Below are 16,678 nucleotides of genomic sequence, written 5' to 3' on the forward strand. Positions count from 1 at the left end.
GTAACATCTTCCGCCTTTGGCAATCATGGATTGGTTTTCGACTGCTCTGAGCTCACAGAGCCCTCAGGATCAGTTTGAACATCATGAGCATCTTCATCGGCTTTTTTGCCGCCTTCCACATCCACCGAGTCTCCGGTTATCTTTTTGAATTGCTGCTCCAACTGATTCAGCATCTCCCGTATCTGTTCGATTTGCTTTAAGAGAGCTTGAGTATCCTCTTGGGGGTCGACGGGCTCTTCTGTCTCTTCAGTTGTCTCTTCAGTCTCTTCTGGTTTCAGTTCGGCGCTCATAGGGGAAACTGCTAAGGCGGATACATTAGCCGGAGGAGGAGGAGAGAGCTTCAAACGAACTCCAAAGAGTTGGGCAAGGGCTTCTTCGAAGGTCTCGCTCATCACAATTTTATCCCCATAAGCCACAATAACCCGTTTCATTTCCGGAATGCTGCCGGCTTTTTCGGATTGCAAATAAATCGGCTCAACATATAAAAAATTGCCTGCCAGGGGAAGGACCACAAGATCGCCGCGAATGACACTGGAGCCCTTTTGATCCCATAAAGCCAGCTGTCTTGAGATTTCAGGATCCTGGTCAATTCGTGATTCAACCTGCAGAGGGCCGTCCACTTCCGTATTTTTCGGGACTTTATAGAGTATCAGTTCTCCGTAATGTTCACCATCCATGCGGGCCGCCAGCCAGGCTACCATATTAGTGCGAATATTGTTGGCGTTGGATGAGGGAGTAAAAGGAATCATCAGGACCGACTCAGGCTGTTCGCTGTCAGGGAGCCGCATCACGCTGTAATAAGGGGCAATATTCTGAGGCTCGGAACCAAAGAGTTCCTTGGCAATATCCCAGGTGTCTTCCTTGTTGTAAAATACCGTAGGATCCGTCATGTGAAAGTTTTTCAGCATGGTGCTCTGAATCTTAAAAAGGGTCTCCGGATAGCGAAGGTGTGTCTGGAGAGTGTCAGGCATGGCGGATAAATCCTTGAAAACCCCGGGGAATATTTTGCGATAGGTCTGTAAGATGGGATCCTGGGCATCCACAGCAAAGAAGTCAACCGTGCCATCATAAGCATCCACGACGACTTTCACTGAGTTGCGGATATAATTGAGTTCCCGTTCGGGGTACATGCTGGAATAAGAAAAGGTCTTGGAAACAGTATAGGCATCAATAATCCATTTGAGCCGACCTTCATCGACAACCAGGTAGGGGTTATCATCGTATTGCAGAAAGGGCGCCAGCTTTTCCACACGGTCCATGATATTGCGATGAAGCAGGATGCGGCTTTGGGAATTGATCTCATTGGCTAAATAGAAACGCAAGGTGCCATGCTTTATGGAAAGCATAAGCCGGTTGAAGGGAGTCAGTTTAATGCCTGATTTGCCTTCATAGCGTGTTTCCGCATTGGCTTTGCCTTCCGGATAATCGAATTCTTTTAAATCCGTATTGACCACTACCCAGTCATGGGTCATTTCTCCGAAATAAATGCGGGGCTGACTGATTTGAAGTTCCTGGTAGTCCGTAGTCGGCGGCACATCTTTAATAGCAAAGGCGGGAAGCCCTTCCGGTGTGACCGCATTGGCGAAGGAGGCCACCACACCAAAGCCATGGGTGTATTTGAAGCGTAAATTAACGAAGGTTTGAGCGGTTTTTTCTAAATCCTGATAAGAGAACTCACGGGGAGCAAGCATGACTTGCCGGTATTCCCCATTGATCCGATAGCGATCCATATCGATATTATAGAATTTGTAATAAGGCCGGATGCCCTGTTTCTGCGTATAGGTTCGGAGCAGGGGGTGAGGGTCATTAAGGCGGACATTATTCAAAGTCGGCAGCTCTTTCTGGAGAGTTTCCGAAGTCAGAGGCTGGTCGGCTTGATAGCCTTCTTCGCTGATTTGATCAAGGCCATAAGCAAAGCGGGTTAAAGCGATTTCGTTTTGGATATAGGGTGTTTCTTTCTCCAATTCATTGGGAATGACCACCAGGGATTGAAGGACCATCGGCCCGAGACCGGAAAGAAGGGGAATGCTGATAAAAATCGCCAGAATCGGGAGGGTCAGCAAACGCACTTCGTCCTTAAAAAAGGCTAAGCCTCCTCCGATAACGCCTAAGGCACATAAAACCATCAAGGCTTTTAAGGCCGGCAAAGTGGCATGGAGATCAGCGTAGCCGGCACCTAAGACTAAGCCATGCTGAGAATACAGCAGGCGGAAGGTATCGAAATAGCAGCCAAATCCTTTGAAGAGAAAAAGCACCGTAATAAGCAGAGCAAGATGGCGGCGTGCAGCAGAATTGATCTCAATAGCCTGTTTCTTCCAAATCAGTAAGGATTGAAAATGAATAACGCCGGCAAAACTATAGAACACTATCGTAAAAAAGGTGAGAAAAAAAAGCGGTCCGAAAAAAGCATTATAAATGGTAATGAAAAAAGGTAATTGAAACACATAAAAGCCTAAGTCTTTAAAGAAGATAGGATCTCCCTGCCCAAAAGGAGTGGCATTCAAAAAAGTCAGGACCTCAAGCCAACCGGTGAAACCGGTAACAAAACTGACCCCAAAGCTGATCAGGACTGAAATGATAATGAGCCAAAGAGTCATTTTGCGCTGGCTTAAGTGATAAAGAGGACGGTCCATTTCATGAACCAAGCGGAGGCGCTTCCGTAACCGTTCATTGACGAAAGTCAAAATTGCGTGACGTATGGAAAAAAGAGTGCCCGCTATGAACGTAAAGAGAATGGTCCCATTGATAATTTGAATGATTCCTTTGCTGATTAAGGGGGTCCAGAAAAGTTGACTGTACCCCAGGTCGGAGTACCATAAATAATCTTCGAACAGGCCGCTGAGTGCAATAAAAAGAATTAATCCTATGCCCAGTAATACCAACATGATACGTGCTGTTCGTCTCAATCCCATACCCCCTTTACACTTGAAATTGCTGCCTAATAGTATTCTGCCCAATCCTAGAAAAACCCTGCACCCCTATCTTCTTATATTCAAAAATTACTAAAAATAGTTAGGGTTTTTATTTCCTTTGTGATATAATTATCTTTGTTTTTATTAGAATATTTGCTCTTCAGTAATTAAGTAAATTTTTATTATATTCTGTTAATTAAATAACTTGTCTTTTTTCTCCTGTTGTACTATGCTGTACATGTGGGATTATGTATATCTTTATAAGCAAAAAGGGTTAGAGGAGGGAGTTTTTTGCATTTCGTAGTTTGTCTAAAACAAGTTCCGGACTCATCTGAAGTTCGGATTGACCCCAAAACGAACACGCTAATGCGTGAAGGGGTACCGTCTATTATTAATCCATATGATGCCCATGCCCTTGAAGAGGCAATCCGTCTTAAAGAGAAAATGGGTGGGAAAGTTACTATTGTCACAATGGGGCCTCCCCAAGCGAAAGAAGCACTCCGGAAAGCCATGTCCTTTGGGGCGGATCGCGCTATTCTGTTAAGCGATCGGGCCTTCGGTGGTTCAGATTCTTTAGCAACAGCTTACATTATCACTCAAGCTATTCTCAAAATCAATGAAACAGATCCTGTCGATTTGGTATTGGCCGGTAAAGAGGCTATCGACGGGGATACTGCTCAGACAGGCCCTGGCATTGCCTGCCGTTTGGGTTTTCCGCAATTGACTTATGTTATTAAGGTTACCGATATTAATAAAGACACCATAACCGTTCAGCGCAAGCTGGAAACAGGTAAAGAAGTGGTGCAGGCCAAATTACCGGCCCTGCTCACCGTTGAAAAGGAGCTTAATGATCTGCGTTATGCATCCTTGCCCAACATGATGAAGGCTGCTTCTTATGAGCCGGAGATGATCGACTCCAAGTCCTTTGAGTTCGATGTGACTCAAATGGGACTTAAGGGATCCCCCACCAGCGTGAATAAGATTTTTGCCCCGCCGGCCCGCTCCGGTGGCGAAACATTCGATGGCACCAAGGATCCCCAAGGTGTAGCAGCTCAAGTGGTAGAGAAAATGTTCCAGCATAATATTATCATGGTTAATCCCGCTGCGAAGGGAGGCAATCGGTAATGGCAGTTATTATTGGACCTGGTTGTATTAGTTGTGGACTCTGCGTGGGGGAATGCCCCTCTGAGGCCTTAGAATTAGGGGATAGCGGCGTAGTCGTCGATGCCGGAAAATGTACCGAATGCGGAGACTGTGTAAGCGTTTGTCCCAGCAATATCCTCTCTTTGCCTGAGGGAGCCGGAAAAAGTGCCGAGGAACCCAAACAAACCTCCACTGAACCATCTCCAGCAGCACCTGGGGCAAAGGTGGAGAAGAAAGCAGCGCCGGTTCCCGGCGGCGACGTTTGGAGCGGGGTATGGGTCGTCATCGAATATAACCGTGGCGAAGTAGCCCCTGTTTCCTGGGAACTTTTGGGCGAAGGACGCAAGCTGGCCAATGATATTGGTTGTGAATTAGCCGGTGTTCTGGTTGGGCATGATGTGGAAGCCGTGATTCCGGAAGCCTTTGCTCATGGAGCAGAAAAAGTCTATGTGGTGGATGATCCCGTTCTCAAGGATTATCGGACACAGCCCTATGCTGAAGCGGTTGCCGATCTGGTGCGCAGGTATCAGCCGGAGATTATCCTCATGGGTGCTACGGCCATGGGCCGTGATATGTTCCCCGTGGTGGCCACTAAGATGCAAACAGGCTTAACCGCCGATTGCACCGTCTTGAGCATCGATCCTGATTCCAAGCTGTTGCTGCAAACCCGTCCCGCTTTTGGCGGCAATATCATGGCGACGATTCTTTGTAAAACCCGCCGTCCCCAAATGGCCACGGTCCGTCCCCGGGTTATGGCTATGCCTGAACGGGTCGAAGGACGCACAGGGGAAGTGGTTCGCGAAGAACTGGGCATGACAGAAGATCAAGTGCTGACCAAAATCGTTGATTTTATAAAAGGGGATGCCAAAAGTATCTTCTTAGACAAAGCCGAAACCCTTGTGGCAGTCGGCTTAGGTCTTGGTTCGAAGAAAAACATGGTTCTGGCGGAAGAATTAGCCGAAGTCCTGGGCGCGACCCTGGCAGGAACCCGTGGCGCCGTAGAAGCAGGCTGGATTACCCATGACCGGCAAGTCGGTCAAACAGGTGTAACCGTCCGGCCCAAGCTCTATATTGCCATTGGTATCTCCGGAGCCATCCAGCATTTAGTGGGAATGGAAACATCCGACAGCATTATTGCGATCAATAACGATCCCGACGCGGCAATCTTCCGTGTTGCAACCTACGGCATCGTGGGAGATCTTAATGAGGTCGTACCAGCTTTAACAGCTGAGTTTAAGAAACGCCTACAGCACGGCTTGGCGAAATAAGGAGGGCCAACATGGAAAAGTTTGATGTAATCGTCGTTGGCGGCGGTCCAGCCGGCCTATCTGCTGCCATTAGTGCTGCACAAGCCGGCATGAAGACTGCTGTTATTGAACGGGGAGACTATCCCGGTACTAAAAATGTCATGGGTGGGGTACTCTATACTGAGGCTACCAATGAAGTCGTACCTGATTTTTGGAAGGAAGCTCCGCTGGAAAGACCGGTTATTGAGCAGCGCTATGCTTTCTTAAGCAAAGACGAAATACTCTCCGCCGGTTATCGCGATCCGGCCTGGGGACAACCGCCTTACAATGCCCACACCGTATTGAGAGTAAAATTTGACCGCTGGCTGGCCGATCAGGCGGTCAAGGCCGGAGTTATGATCATCACGGAGACGTTGGTTGAGGATCTCCTCTATCACGGCGATGATGTGGTCGGCGTTCGCACCGGTCGTGCTGAAGGAGACCTGGGAGCGCAAGTGGTCATCTTAGCGGAAGGGGCGAATAATTTCCTGGCCTGCAAGGCTGGACTGGCTAAGCCTCTGCGCCCTGAGAATATGGCTGTGGTCGTTAAAGAAATTATTGAACTTCCTCCTGAGAAAATCGAAGACCGCTTCTGCCTGGATCCTCATGAAGGGGCAACCATCGAACTTTTCGGTGATTCGACAGATGGCATGATGGGAACATCCTTCATCTATACCAACAAAAACTCTCTTTCCATTGGGGTGGGGGCCATGGTTCACTCCATGTCTGAAAAAGGCTGGTCCCCTAATGATCTCCTGGAAAACCTAAAGGCTAAACCTTATGTCAAACGATTGCTGCAGGGTGGGGAAACCAAGGAATACTTGGCTCACCTGATCCCGGAAGGCGGTTACAATGCTATACCCAAGCTTTATCGGCAAGGGGTTATGGTCGTCGGTGACACAGCCATGTTCGTTAACGGCTTGAACCGTGAAGGCTCCAACTTAGCCATGATTTCCGGTAAAATTGCCGGAAAAGTAGCTGCTGAGGCCATTCAATCCGGAGATCTCAGCGCCCATGGTATGAGTGTCTATGAGAGCCGTCTCCGTGACTCGTTTGTGATCAAAGACCTCTACAAGTTCAGAAAGCTCATGCCTTTCATCGAGTCCAATCCCCACCTGCTGGGCCAATATCCGGAAATCCTCAACCAGGCAGCCCGGATGTACTTCACAGCAGATGGCACACCCAAGGCACAAGTGTTCAGCAATATTATGGATATGATGTTTAAGAAGCGGACCAAGACCGGACTTGTCAAAGATATGTTTAATGCTTGGAGGGCACTGAAATGAAATTAGATGATAAATTGTATTTGGTGCGCTTTAACACAGACAAATTAAATCACATCAAAATCAGCAACGGCGAACTTTGTTTAAAGTGCAAAGACAAAGTATGCACCTTTATTTGCCCGGCCCATGTCTATGACTGGGATGAAGAAGAGAATCGCATTGCTGTCGGCTATGAAGGCTGTTTGGAATGCGGTACCTGCCGTGTAGCCTGCCCCCATGGCAATATTCAATGGGATTATCCACGGGGCGGTTTCGGAGTCTCCTGGAAGAACGGCTGAGCAAAGCTTGATAATTTTTAGTGGGTATAAAGAGGGGGGGCAGCGGAATTTCCGCTGCTCCTCTACTATTTTGACAAACCCCCCGTCATCCCTATAAAATAAGATCAACATAGAGAAAGACCTTAAATTTTGGTAAAGGAGGGGCTTGTTATCCTCGAGCGCATTATTCAAGGGCTTCATGAGGATCTCTGGTCCATTGAAAAGGATGGGAATCAGTGGATTATGGCCCGTAAAGGGGAAAATGGACTGCTTTTTTCTTTCTTAAGGAAAGGTGCTCCCTTGGAAGGACCCCAGGGTTCATTCGCTGCAGATGCTTCTATAAAGCACTGGGAAGCGATTATCTTATGTCCGGAAGGTTTGTCTTCCCAGGATTTAAAGCAGCCTGCCTTAAAAAGCATCCAAGCCTGGTTTATTGATCTGCAGACGGGTTCTATTTTTGCTGCTCCGGCCACAGCCAAACGAGAGCATTTAAATAGGGTATTATCCTATCTTGAAGTCAATTCTTCCTCATCAGCCTCAGTGTATGAGACTTCAGAATCCACACCCTCTGCCCGGAGGGGCCAAGGACCTCCCTATCTTACTTACACGCTCATCGCCATTAATCTGATTGTCTTTGGCCTGATGACCTTAGCCGGAGGCTCAACCCGGACCGGAGTTCTTATTTTATTTGGGGCTAAAGTCAATGCTCTGATTATCCAGGGTGAATATTGGCGGTTATTTACCAGCATGTTCCTCCATATTGGTTTTCTTCATCTCGCCTTCAATCTTTATGCTCTCTGGGCCTTAGGAGCTATCGCCGAAGAATTGCTGGGACGGGTTCGCTATATCACGGTTTATATTCTCAGCGGCATCCTGGGTTCGGTGGCCAGCTTCTTCTTTACGGATGCCATTTCGGCTGGGGCTTCCGGAGCCATTTTCGGCATTCTGGGCGCTTTGGTGGTGTATTCCCGCCGCAAGCCCTTTCTCTGGAAATCAGGTTTTGGCAAAAGTCTGGCTGTCGTTGTTTTGATCAATTTAGGCCTGGGCTTTTTTCAAACCGGAATCGATGTCTATGCTCATCTGGGCGGTTTGGTGACCGGCATGCTTTTTACTTGGTTAATTTCCATGAAATAACACAGCAATGATCGGTATGCAATGATTGATAAAGGACAAAATAATGACAAAGCTCATGGTTTCTTAGCAAGGTGGTCCTTACAAAACCATCGATAGTTAAGAAAACATGGGCTTTCTTTGCTAAATAATCTCTTAACTCTCAGTAAAGAGTGATATAATAGTGTTTGCATGAAAATAGGTTAGAGACGGTGGGAAGGGTTATGAAACGCAGCTACTTTGCTCGGGAAAAAGTTCTTTATCTGGTCTTGGTTCTTATGGCGACGGTCATCGTCGGCCGGTTATTTATGCTTCAGGTCATTGACGCCGCCGAGCTCAAAGCCAAGGGGATCGAAAGAAGAACCAGCAGTGCCAGCCTGCTGCCTGAACGGGGAAAAATTCTGGACGCCCAAGGCAATGTTTTGGCGCAAAGCATACCTGTCAAAGAGGTTTATGGAGATCCACGGGCAATCAATGAACTTATAGAGAGCAAACAAACCAAGTGGACCAAAGAAGAGATTGCCGCCAAACTTAGTGAAATCCTGTCGATAGAGCAAGAAGTTATTCTGGAAAAACTTAATAGAGACCTGGCTTGGGTAAATATTGCCAACCATGTGGAGCTGGAAAAAGCGGATCAGATCAAGGCCCTTAAACTGCCGGGCATTGGCTTCAGCGATCAGCAGAAACGTGTTTACCCTATGGATAGACTGGCCGCCTCCGTATTAGGGATCGTGACCTTGGACGGGAATGGCGCGGAAGGGTTGGAAGCCTTTTATAACAAGGAACTCTATGGCACCCCGGGCTATTCCTCACAGCAGTCTCTCCTCAATCCCTCGCAGCTCAATGAGCCGGCTATGAGAGGAGCTGATCTCCGGCTTACTTTGGACTCCACGATCCAATATCTTATTGAGCAGCAATTGGATCAGCTTTTGGAGACGACCCAGGGCAAGCATATCGCCATTTTAGCTATGGATCCCATGACCGGAAGGATTTTGGGAATGGGGTCGCGGCCTACCTACAATCCCAATGATTATTCAACCACGGATCCCGAAGAACGCCGCAATTTAACCATCAGTATGTCATATGAACCCGGTTCCACTTTCAAAATCATCACAGGCGCCGCTGCCTTGGAAGAGGGAACGGTTCAGCCGGATGATCTCTTCGAAGATCCGGGTTACATTCAAATTGGCCCCCGCTACATAACCAACTGGGATTCCGATTTCCGGCCCCATGGTAAAGTGACCTTTACCGAGGGCATGATGCTATCCTCCAATGTGGTCCTGTCTCAAGTGGGGATGAATTTAGGCAAAGAGACCTTTTATACTTACTTAAAAGCCTTTGGCTTCGGCAGCCGGACGGGGATCGATATTATCGGGGAAGATAGCGCTCTCCTGGTGCCTCAGGACCAGGCCCGGGATATCGATATGGCCACCATGTCCTTCGGGCAGGCCAACCTGGTTACTCCCCTGCAGCTGTTGACAGCCATCTCCAGCGTTGCCAATGGGGGAACCCTCTACAAGCCCTATATCGTTGACAAAATCACCTTTCCAGACGGAACGGTGCAAGAAAAGAGCCCGGAACCGGTCCGCCAGGTTATCTCCAAAGCCACCGCGGAACAAATGACGGCTATTCTCGAAGCGGTGGTCAATGAAGGCACCGGCGCAGCAGCCAAAATCCCCGGTATCCGGGTCGCCGGTAAAACAGGAACCGCCCAAAAAGTGGATCCGGATACCAAAGGCTATTCCAAAACGGATTTTATTGCTTCTTTCGCAGCCTATGCTCCGGCCGATAATCCGAAGATCGCGCTCTTGATTCTCATCGATACCCCTCAGGGAGAAAGCCATCAGGGGGGAACTTTAGCGGGGCCTGTTGCCAAAACGATTATCGAAGGGACACTCCAATATTATGGCATTCCTGTGTCCGGTGAGACCCCAAGTGAAGTGAGTGAGATCCCGGAAACAAGCTTTGAGCGTCCGGCACCGGGGGAGGTCGTTCCGGAACGAACACCTTTGAAGGGTGAGAGCGTTGTTCCCGACCTAACCGGGTTAACCATGCGGCAGGCCGGGGAAAAACTGGCGGCAGCGGAGCTTCATTTTCATTTCTCTGGAACCGGCCTGGTCCGCGGACAAAACCCTCAGCCGGGTAAAGTGGTTAATGCGGGTACCGTGATCAATGTGGAATTTGCTACTTTGGAGGAAATTTTGCAGCAAGGCTCAGAGGCAGAGCCGCCGCCCAATCCTTAAACTTTACTATAATTTCTTGGTTAAAAGGGGTATCCTAGCATAAGATGAAGTTTGCATGATTCAATGAAGTGGAGGAAATGACTATGCATGATGAAAATCTGAACCAACATATTGACGGCCTTAGAGATGAATTGATTAAGGCCGTCCAGGACTGCGTCCAATTTAAAAGTGTCAAAGATATGGACCATGTTTCCCCAGGTGCTCCCTTTGGGCCTGGGATCAGGGATTGTCTGGAATGGACCTTGAGTCTTGGCGAACAGTTAGGATTTGAGGTTAAAAATATTGATGGTTATGCCGGTCAAATTGAGATGGGCAGCGGGGAACTCCTGGGCATCCTGGGGCATTTGGATGTGGTTCCCGAAGGTGATGGCTGGTCTGTCCCGCCTTATAGCGGAACCATTAAGGAGGGCAGAATATATGGCCGGGGGGCTCTCGACGATAAAGGACCGACTCTGGCAGCTCTCTTTGCTATGAAAGCCCTTAAAGATGGCAACATCCCCCTTAAGAAAAAAATCCGCCTGATCCTGGGCACCGACGAGGAATCAGGATGGGAGGATATGGACTATTACAAAACGAAAGAAGATATTCCTGTCCTCGGATTTGCCCCCGATGCAGAATTTCCCTTAATCCATGCTGAGAAAGGTATCTTTCACCTGGAATTGAGCAAGCAATTCAACCCCTTGCCTCACCTGATCAGGATCCAGGGAGGAGAACGGGCCAATGTGGTTCCCGATTCCTGCCAGGTTGTGCTGAAAGGGTTTACCCGGGAAGAGCTTGCCCGGAAGCTTTCCCAGTACACTTTCCCCGAAGGGGTCACAGGAGATCTGGAGTCCCTTTCCGGAGCAGAAGAGGAGGGTCTGGTCCTGATCTTTAAAGGAGTGGGGGCCCATGGCAGCCTGCCCCAAAAAGGTAAGAATGCCGTACTCTATGCTCTGCAATTTCTCGCCGGCCTGGATTTGAGCCAAGAGGAGGCTGAACTCATCACTTGGTTAAACAACCGGCCGGGAACAGGATTTTTTGGGGAAGGCTTTAATATTGCTTTTGCCGATGAACCCTCAGGAAAGCTGAGCTTAAACTTAGGCATTATGGATCTTAACCCTCAGGGGCTTCGTTTTGTTATTGATATAAGATATCCTGTCACTTTCCAGGGTGATCAGATCCTTAAACCTGTGGAAGCATGCGGGCAGGAGATCGGCTTGGAAATGAAAGTTCTTACCCATCAGAAAGCCCACCATGTCCCCAAGGACAGTCCTTTGGTAACTTCTTTACTGAAAGCCTACTCCGATGTAACCGGTCTAGAAGGGTACGCGTTTGCGATTGGCGGCGGTACCTATGCTAAAGTATTGCCTCAAGGAGTCGCTTTTGGCCCCTTGCTTCCCGGGGAACCGGAAGTTATTCATTGCCCGGATGAATATATGGCCATCGACAGCCTGATTCTGGCGTGCAAGGTGTATGCTCAGGCTATTCTCAATCTGGCAGGGGAGTAAAAGCTTGTCTGGGGCGAAGATCCGATCTGGGTCGCGTAGCTTTACGCACAACGCGTACTCCATAGCTCCGGGGCTGGCTCACTCGCTTTCTTAACAGCTCCCGCCAAACCCCGCTGTTTTCTGCATGTGAACCGTGGCTCCGCTACGTTAAGAAAGCCTCGTTCACCTGACCGCCCCTCCGCTAAATCCGACACCTTCGGGCGTGAATCCTAAAACCTTCCACCGGAAGGTTTCTTCTCCGGAGTTCACGGCTTTTGTACGTAAAGCTACGTCTTGCGGGTCTCTTTTCGTTTTTCTTTAGGGTCCTGAGGCTTAAAGCTTTCTATGGGGAATTACTGGAGTCAACTTTGGGGATCTTCAGGGCCTTTCCCAAAGAGCCGGCCCTGCCGCCCCAAGCGGCGCCGGTAAAGACGGAAAAAGCAGCTTGGGTCAGTCACTTGCCCCACATTTCCTGCAATCTTACCACCTTACAACGCCCTGCATGCAAGCCAGAAAAGCAGCCCAAGGATTTTGATTTACACAAGGGAAGCGACTTTAAGCGAGCGGAAACAAAACTTCGCGAAAAGCCTGCAGCGGAGTCGGGTTGGAAACAGGACGTTTCCAACCGGCCATTGAGCAGGAGCGATTTGGCCGGGCACCCGACGGAGCGGAGGGCTTGAGCGTTAGTTTTGTCCGCGCAGCTTATGGAGCGACCGGTGTAAATCAAAATCCTGGAGACTTAGCTTTCATGCTTTTTCAGTAGCAGTAGAAAGCATAAGTCTGCCCTTACATATGCGACGACTACATAGGCAAGATAGGAGGCTGAGCCCATTGAATAACGCGCAATTATCCAGCGCGAAGGAATTTCTAAAACAACTCTCGGAAAATTCCGGTGTCTCAGGATATGAGGAAACCCTTGCTCCCTTGGTCCTGGCAGCGTTCACCCCCTTAGCCGATCAGGTCGGCCAGGATGCCCTGGGCAATATTTATGCCCACAAAAAGGGGACCCAGGGGCGTTATAAAATCATGCTGGCCGCCCATATGGATGAAATAGGCCTCATGGTCAAAGGGATCGAACCCAGCGGCTTCCTGCGTTTTACCCCAGTAGGGGGTGTGGATCAGCGTACCCTGCTTTCCCAGGAAGTCATCGTCCATGGCAGAAAGCCTGTCCTGGGGGTCATCGGCTCCACTCCGCCCCATTTAATGACCCTGGGTGAAGAAAAAGCCGTGAAAGCAGAGCAGATGGGAATCGATGTGGGAATGACTTTTGAGCAGATCAAGGAGGTCATTCAGGTGGGGGATATCATTACCCTGCGGCGCAATACTTTGGAATTACTGAATCATGTCCTGGCCGGCAAGTCCTTTGATGACCGGGCCGGAGTGGTCGTTATGAAAATATGTCTGGAAGAACTGCAAAGGCTGCAGCATGCTCATGATGTCATTGCCGTCAGCACCACTCAGGAAGAGGTTGGCTATAGAGGGGCAACCACCAGTGCCTATAGCTTAAATCCGGATTTGGCCATCGCTATCGATGTCACCCATGCCAGCACTCCGGATACCAAAGGGCAAGTAGAAAAAGAGTTGGGGAAAGGTCCGGCCATTGCCCTGGGGCCCAATATCCATCCCTTCGTCTATGAAGAATTGGTTAAGGCGGCCAAAGAAGCCCGTATCCCTTATCAAAACCATCCCGTTCCGGGACGCAGCGGCACAGATGCCTGGGCTATTCAGGTGACACAAGCCGGTGTGCCCACGGGCTTAGTGTCCATACCCTTACGCTATATGCATACCTCTGTGGAAACCATTGATATGCAGGATGTGATCCTGACCGGAAAACTGCTGGCCTATTTTATCGCCGGACTTCCTGAAGATTTGGAGGGAAGAGTATGCTACTAAAGATATTGTCGGAGCTTAATGGCACCTCGGGAGCGGAAAAGGAAATACGCCAGGCCCTGGCCGCGGAGCTGGAACCTTGCGTGCATTCCCTGAGCACGGATAAAATAGGCAACCTCATCGTCCAAAAAAATCCCCCCCTTTCCGCTCCCAAGGTGATGATCGCCGCCCATATGGATGAAGTGGCCCTGATGATCACCGCCATCACTGCAGATGGTTTTCTGAAATTTCAACCTGTAGGGGGTATCGATCCGCGGATCCTGGTCTCTAAACCTCTGAAGATCAACGCCCTGACGGGAGTGATCGGTGCCAAAGCCATTCATCTGCAGAAACCTAAAGAGCGGGAGCAGGCTTTGACCATCGAGCAATTGTATATTGACATCGGCGCCAAATCGAAAGAAGAAGCAGAAAAACATGTGAAGATCGGGGATTATGCCTATTTCTTTACAGAGATGGAAAAGCTGGGCCAAGGCTATTTAAAGGGCAAAGCCTTTGATGATCGGGTGGGCTGCGCCATACTGGCCCAGCTGTTAAAACGGGATTATGCCCTTAATCTGATCGGTGCTTTCACCGTACAGGAAGAAGTAGGGCTCCGGGGGGCGACGGTAGCCGCTTACCACGTCCAGCCGGACTTTGCGATTGTCCTGGAAGGGACTGTGTCCGCCCAGATGATGGAAGTGGAAGAAGGGGAGTGGGTTACTGAACCGGGCAAAGGTCCCGCCCTCTCCATGCTGGATAACTCCACTCTATATCAGCCGCAGCTGCTCCGGCAGGTCATCGATCTTGCCGAAAAGATGGGCATCCCTTACCAGCTGCGCAGAGGGCACAGCGGGGGAAATGACGCCGGCAGAATTCATCTGAGCCGTGAAGGCATTCCCACTATCGCCCTCAGTGTCCCTTGCCGGTATATTCATTCCACAGCCTCTGTCCTGGCCGAAAAGGATATTGAGCATACCCTGAATTTAGTGGATGGTATCTTAAAGGCGATTCCCCATGAATTTTCTTTCCGCTGAATGAGATTAAAGGAGGACATTCCATGCCATACGATCACAAACCTTTGGATTATACACTTTTGGAACGATTAACCCAATGTTTTGGTCCATCGGGTGTTGAAGGCAATGTAAATTCGCTGATTGCTGAAGAAATCCGCCCCTACTGCGATGAGATAAACACAGATGCCTTGGGAAATCTTATGGCGGTACGCCGGGGAACAGGCAAAAAAATTATGATCGCCGCCCATGCCGATGAAATCGGAGTGATGATCACCCATATTGATGAAAAGGGGTTTTTGCGTTTTGCCCCCCTGGGCGGTGTCTCGATTCAGGGGTTGCCCCACCGCCGCGTTCAGTTTCAAAACGGGCTCATGGGCACCATTGGCGTTGAGAAGCTTGAAAAACCCACCGATTTAAAGCTGAATAAGCTCTATATTGATATCGGAGCCACCTCCTTAGAGGAAAGTAAAGCTAAGGTGCAGGTTGGAGAAAGCGCTGTCTTTGTGGGAAGCTTCCACAAACAAGCCAAGCGCCTGACTGCCAAAGCTCTGGATGACAGGGTGGGCTGCTTTATCGCTATTGAAGTGCTGAAACGCCTGCAAACCCAGCATGAAGTGTATTTTGTCTTTACAGTACAGGAAGAGGTGGGAGTTCGCGGTGCCCAAACGGCAGCCTTTGCCCTGGAACCCGATTTAGCCCTGGCGGTGGATGTTACCGGAACAGGGGACACTCCCAAGTCCCACCCTATGGATGTGAAGCTGGGCCAGGGGGTGGCGATCAAGGTATTTGACCGCTCCATGATTACCCATCCCAAGATCAAGTCCTGGATGGCGCAAACCGCTGAACAGCATCACATCCCTTATCAATGGGAGGTTCTCGAATTTGGCGGTACAGATTCCGGGGCCATCCATCTCACCAAAGGAGGGATCCCTTCCGGGGTCGTGTCCATTCCTACCCGCTATATTCATAGTCCTTCGGAAACGGTGGACCAAGGGGATATTGAGGGCGCGGCCCAATTGTTGCTGGCTCTCCTGGAAGGACCTGCTGAATTGTAAGCTTATCCGCCATTGGTTGTTTTGTTCAGCATTCATTATAGAGAGTGGAAAGCCGGATTCCCACTATAGATTTGGTAGGAATCCGGCTTTTTGTATTTAAGATCTCCAGGACAGGTAAAGGGCAATATCATACAAGAACGCCCTTGCCGCTTGTGGTACACTAACGATCAGATACCTGAGAAAGGAGGATGAATTGTATGAAACAGGAAATGAGAATCGTAAAATATGACCCGGAATTAAAGGTTGAAGCCTATCATTTTCAAGGGATTATGCAGAAGTTTCCCAACCATTTTCATGAGTATTATGTGATTGGGTTTATTGAAAAAGGTCAGCGGTTTTTATCCTGCAAAAATAAGGAATATACCATTGAGCCGGGTGATCTTCTGATCTTCAATCCCCGCGACAATCATATTTGCGAACAAATTGACGGCAAAACATTGGATTATCGCTGTATCAATATCCAGCCGGAAATTATGAGCAAGGCGGTCTTGGAAATAAAAGGGGAAGAGTATTTGCCTTATTTTACCTCTCAAGTCGTTTTTCATAGCGAGTTGGTTACTATACTCCGGGAGCTGCACCAAATGCTTATGGAGGAAGAAAAAGATTTCAGGAAAGAAGAACTATTCTTTTTCCTTTTAGCGCAGCTCATAGAAGAGTATACAGATCAGGCAGCAACGACTGCAACTGCAGAACAAAGCGCGGAAGCACGGGCTATCTGTGAATTCTTAGAAAAACACTACATGGAAACTATCACCCTGGCCGACTTAGGCAATTTGACCGGGCTGAGCAAATACTATCTGCTTCGTTCCTTTACAAAGCAAAAAGGCATCTCTCCCTATAGCTATTTGGAAACGATACGGATTGATAAAGCAAAGAAAATGCTGGAGAGGGGGATGTTGCCCATTGACGTGGCATTGCAGACCGGGTTTACCGATCAAAGCCATTTTTCTAACTTTTTCAAAAAGTTTATCGGGCTAACCCCAAAACAATACATGAGCATTTTTAAGGATTCTCAAAGCTGATTTTTTTGAATGGAAAGGG

The 16,678-nt window shown here is 49.0% G+C and carries 13 protein-coding genes; 12 read left to right on the plus strand and 1 reads right to left on the minus strand.

Features of this window, described 5'->3' with window-relative positions; all coding sequences use genetic code 11:
- Positions 1-23: 23 nt before the first annotated feature.
- Complete coding sequence (locus DESLBE_RS02845) at positions 24-2,906, minus strand: UPF0182 family protein (protein WP_144675022.1); 2,883 nt, start codon at positions 2,904-2,906, stop codon at positions 24-26.
- Between the two features lie 297 nt (positions 2,907-3,203).
- Between DESLBE_RS02845 and DESLBE_RS02850 the strand changes: the two genes are divergently transcribed.
- From DESLBE_RS02850 to DESLBE_RS02905, 12 genes are all read left to right on the plus strand, one after another.
- Positions 3,204-4,037, plus strand: coding sequence for an electron transfer flavoprotein subunit beta/FixA family protein (locus DESLBE_RS02850; protein WP_011459802.1), 834 nt, complete (start codon positions 3,204-3,206; stop codon positions 4,035-4,037).
- Positions 4,037-5,323, plus strand: coding sequence for an electron transfer flavoprotein subunit alpha (locus DESLBE_RS02855; RefSeq protein WP_144675023.1), 1,287 nt, complete (start codon positions 4,037-4,039; stop codon positions 5,321-5,323). Before DESLBE_RS02850 ends, DESLBE_RS02855 begins: the two co-directional genes overlap by 1 nt.
- A gap of 11 nt (positions 5,324-5,334) precedes the next feature.
- Positions 5,335-6,627 (plus strand): FAD-dependent oxidoreductase, encoded by a 1,293-nt coding sequence (locus tag DESLBE_RS02860; protein WP_144675024.1) that lies wholly within the window; start codon positions 5,335-5,337, stop codon positions 6,625-6,627.
- On the plus strand, positions 6,624-6,902 hold the full coding sequence (locus DESLBE_RS02865) for a 4Fe-4S dicluster domain-containing protein (protein WP_005811676.1): 279 nt from the start codon (positions 6,624-6,626) through the stop codon (positions 6,900-6,902). Before DESLBE_RS02860 ends, DESLBE_RS02865 begins: the two co-directional genes overlap by 4 nt.
- Before the next feature lie 129 nt (positions 6,903-7,031).
- Positions 7,032-8,015, plus strand: a complete 984-nt coding sequence (locus tag DESLBE_RS02870) for a rhomboid family intramembrane serine protease (RefSeq protein ID WP_018307377.1) — start codon at positions 7,032-7,034, stop codon at positions 8,013-8,015.
- Between the two features lie 200 nt (positions 8,016-8,215).
- On the plus strand, positions 8,216-10,234 hold the full coding sequence (locus DESLBE_RS02875) for a penicillin-binding transpeptidase domain-containing protein (protein ID WP_144675025.1): 2,019 nt from the start codon (positions 8,216-8,218) through the stop codon (positions 10,232-10,234).
- An 83-nt stretch (positions 10,235-10,317) separates the two neighbouring features.
- Entirely contained in the window at positions 10,318-11,721 is a 1,404-nt protein-coding gene (gene pepV, locus DESLBE_RS02880) for a dipeptidase PepV (protein ID WP_015944217.1), read from the plus strand.
- A gap of 583 nt (positions 11,722-12,304) precedes the next feature.
- Entirely contained in the window at positions 12,305-12,463 is a 159-nt protein-coding gene (locus tag DESLBE_RS26460) for a hypothetical protein (RefSeq protein WP_172625355.1), read from the plus strand.
- A 68-nt stretch (positions 12,464-12,531) separates the two neighbouring features.
- The gene (locus tag DESLBE_RS02890; RefSeq protein ID WP_144675026.1) at positions 12,532-13,593 is read left to right on the plus strand and encodes a M42 family metallopeptidase; all 1,062 of its coding nucleotides are present in this window, start codon (positions 12,532-12,534) and stop codon (positions 13,591-13,593) included.
- Positions 13,584-14,603 carry a M42 family metallopeptidase gene (locus tag DESLBE_RS02895; protein ID WP_144675027.1) on the plus strand — a complete coding sequence of 340 codons (1,020 nt, stop codon included), beginning with the start codon at positions 13,584-13,586 and terminating at the stop codon, positions 14,601-14,603. Before DESLBE_RS02890 ends, DESLBE_RS02895 begins: the two co-directional genes overlap by 10 nt.
- Positions 14,604-14,626: 23 nt before the next feature.
- Positions 14,627-15,637, plus strand: a complete 1,011-nt coding sequence (locus DESLBE_RS02900) for a M42 family metallopeptidase (RefSeq protein WP_144675028.1) — start codon at positions 14,627-14,629, stop codon at positions 15,635-15,637.
- Positions 15,638-15,834: 197 nt separating this feature from the next.
- Positions 15,835-16,659 (plus strand): AraC family transcriptional regulator, encoded by an 825-nt coding sequence (locus DESLBE_RS02905; RefSeq protein WP_144675029.1) that lies wholly within the window; start codon positions 15,835-15,837, stop codon positions 16,657-16,659.
- Positions 16,660-16,678 lie beyond the last annotated feature (19 nt).

Source organism: Desulfitobacterium sp. LBE (assembly GCF_007830365.1).
In the GTDB taxonomy this organism is placed as follows: Bacteria; Bacillota; Desulfitobacteriia; order Desulfitobacteriales; family Desulfitobacteriaceae; genus Desulfitobacterium; species Desulfitobacterium hafniense.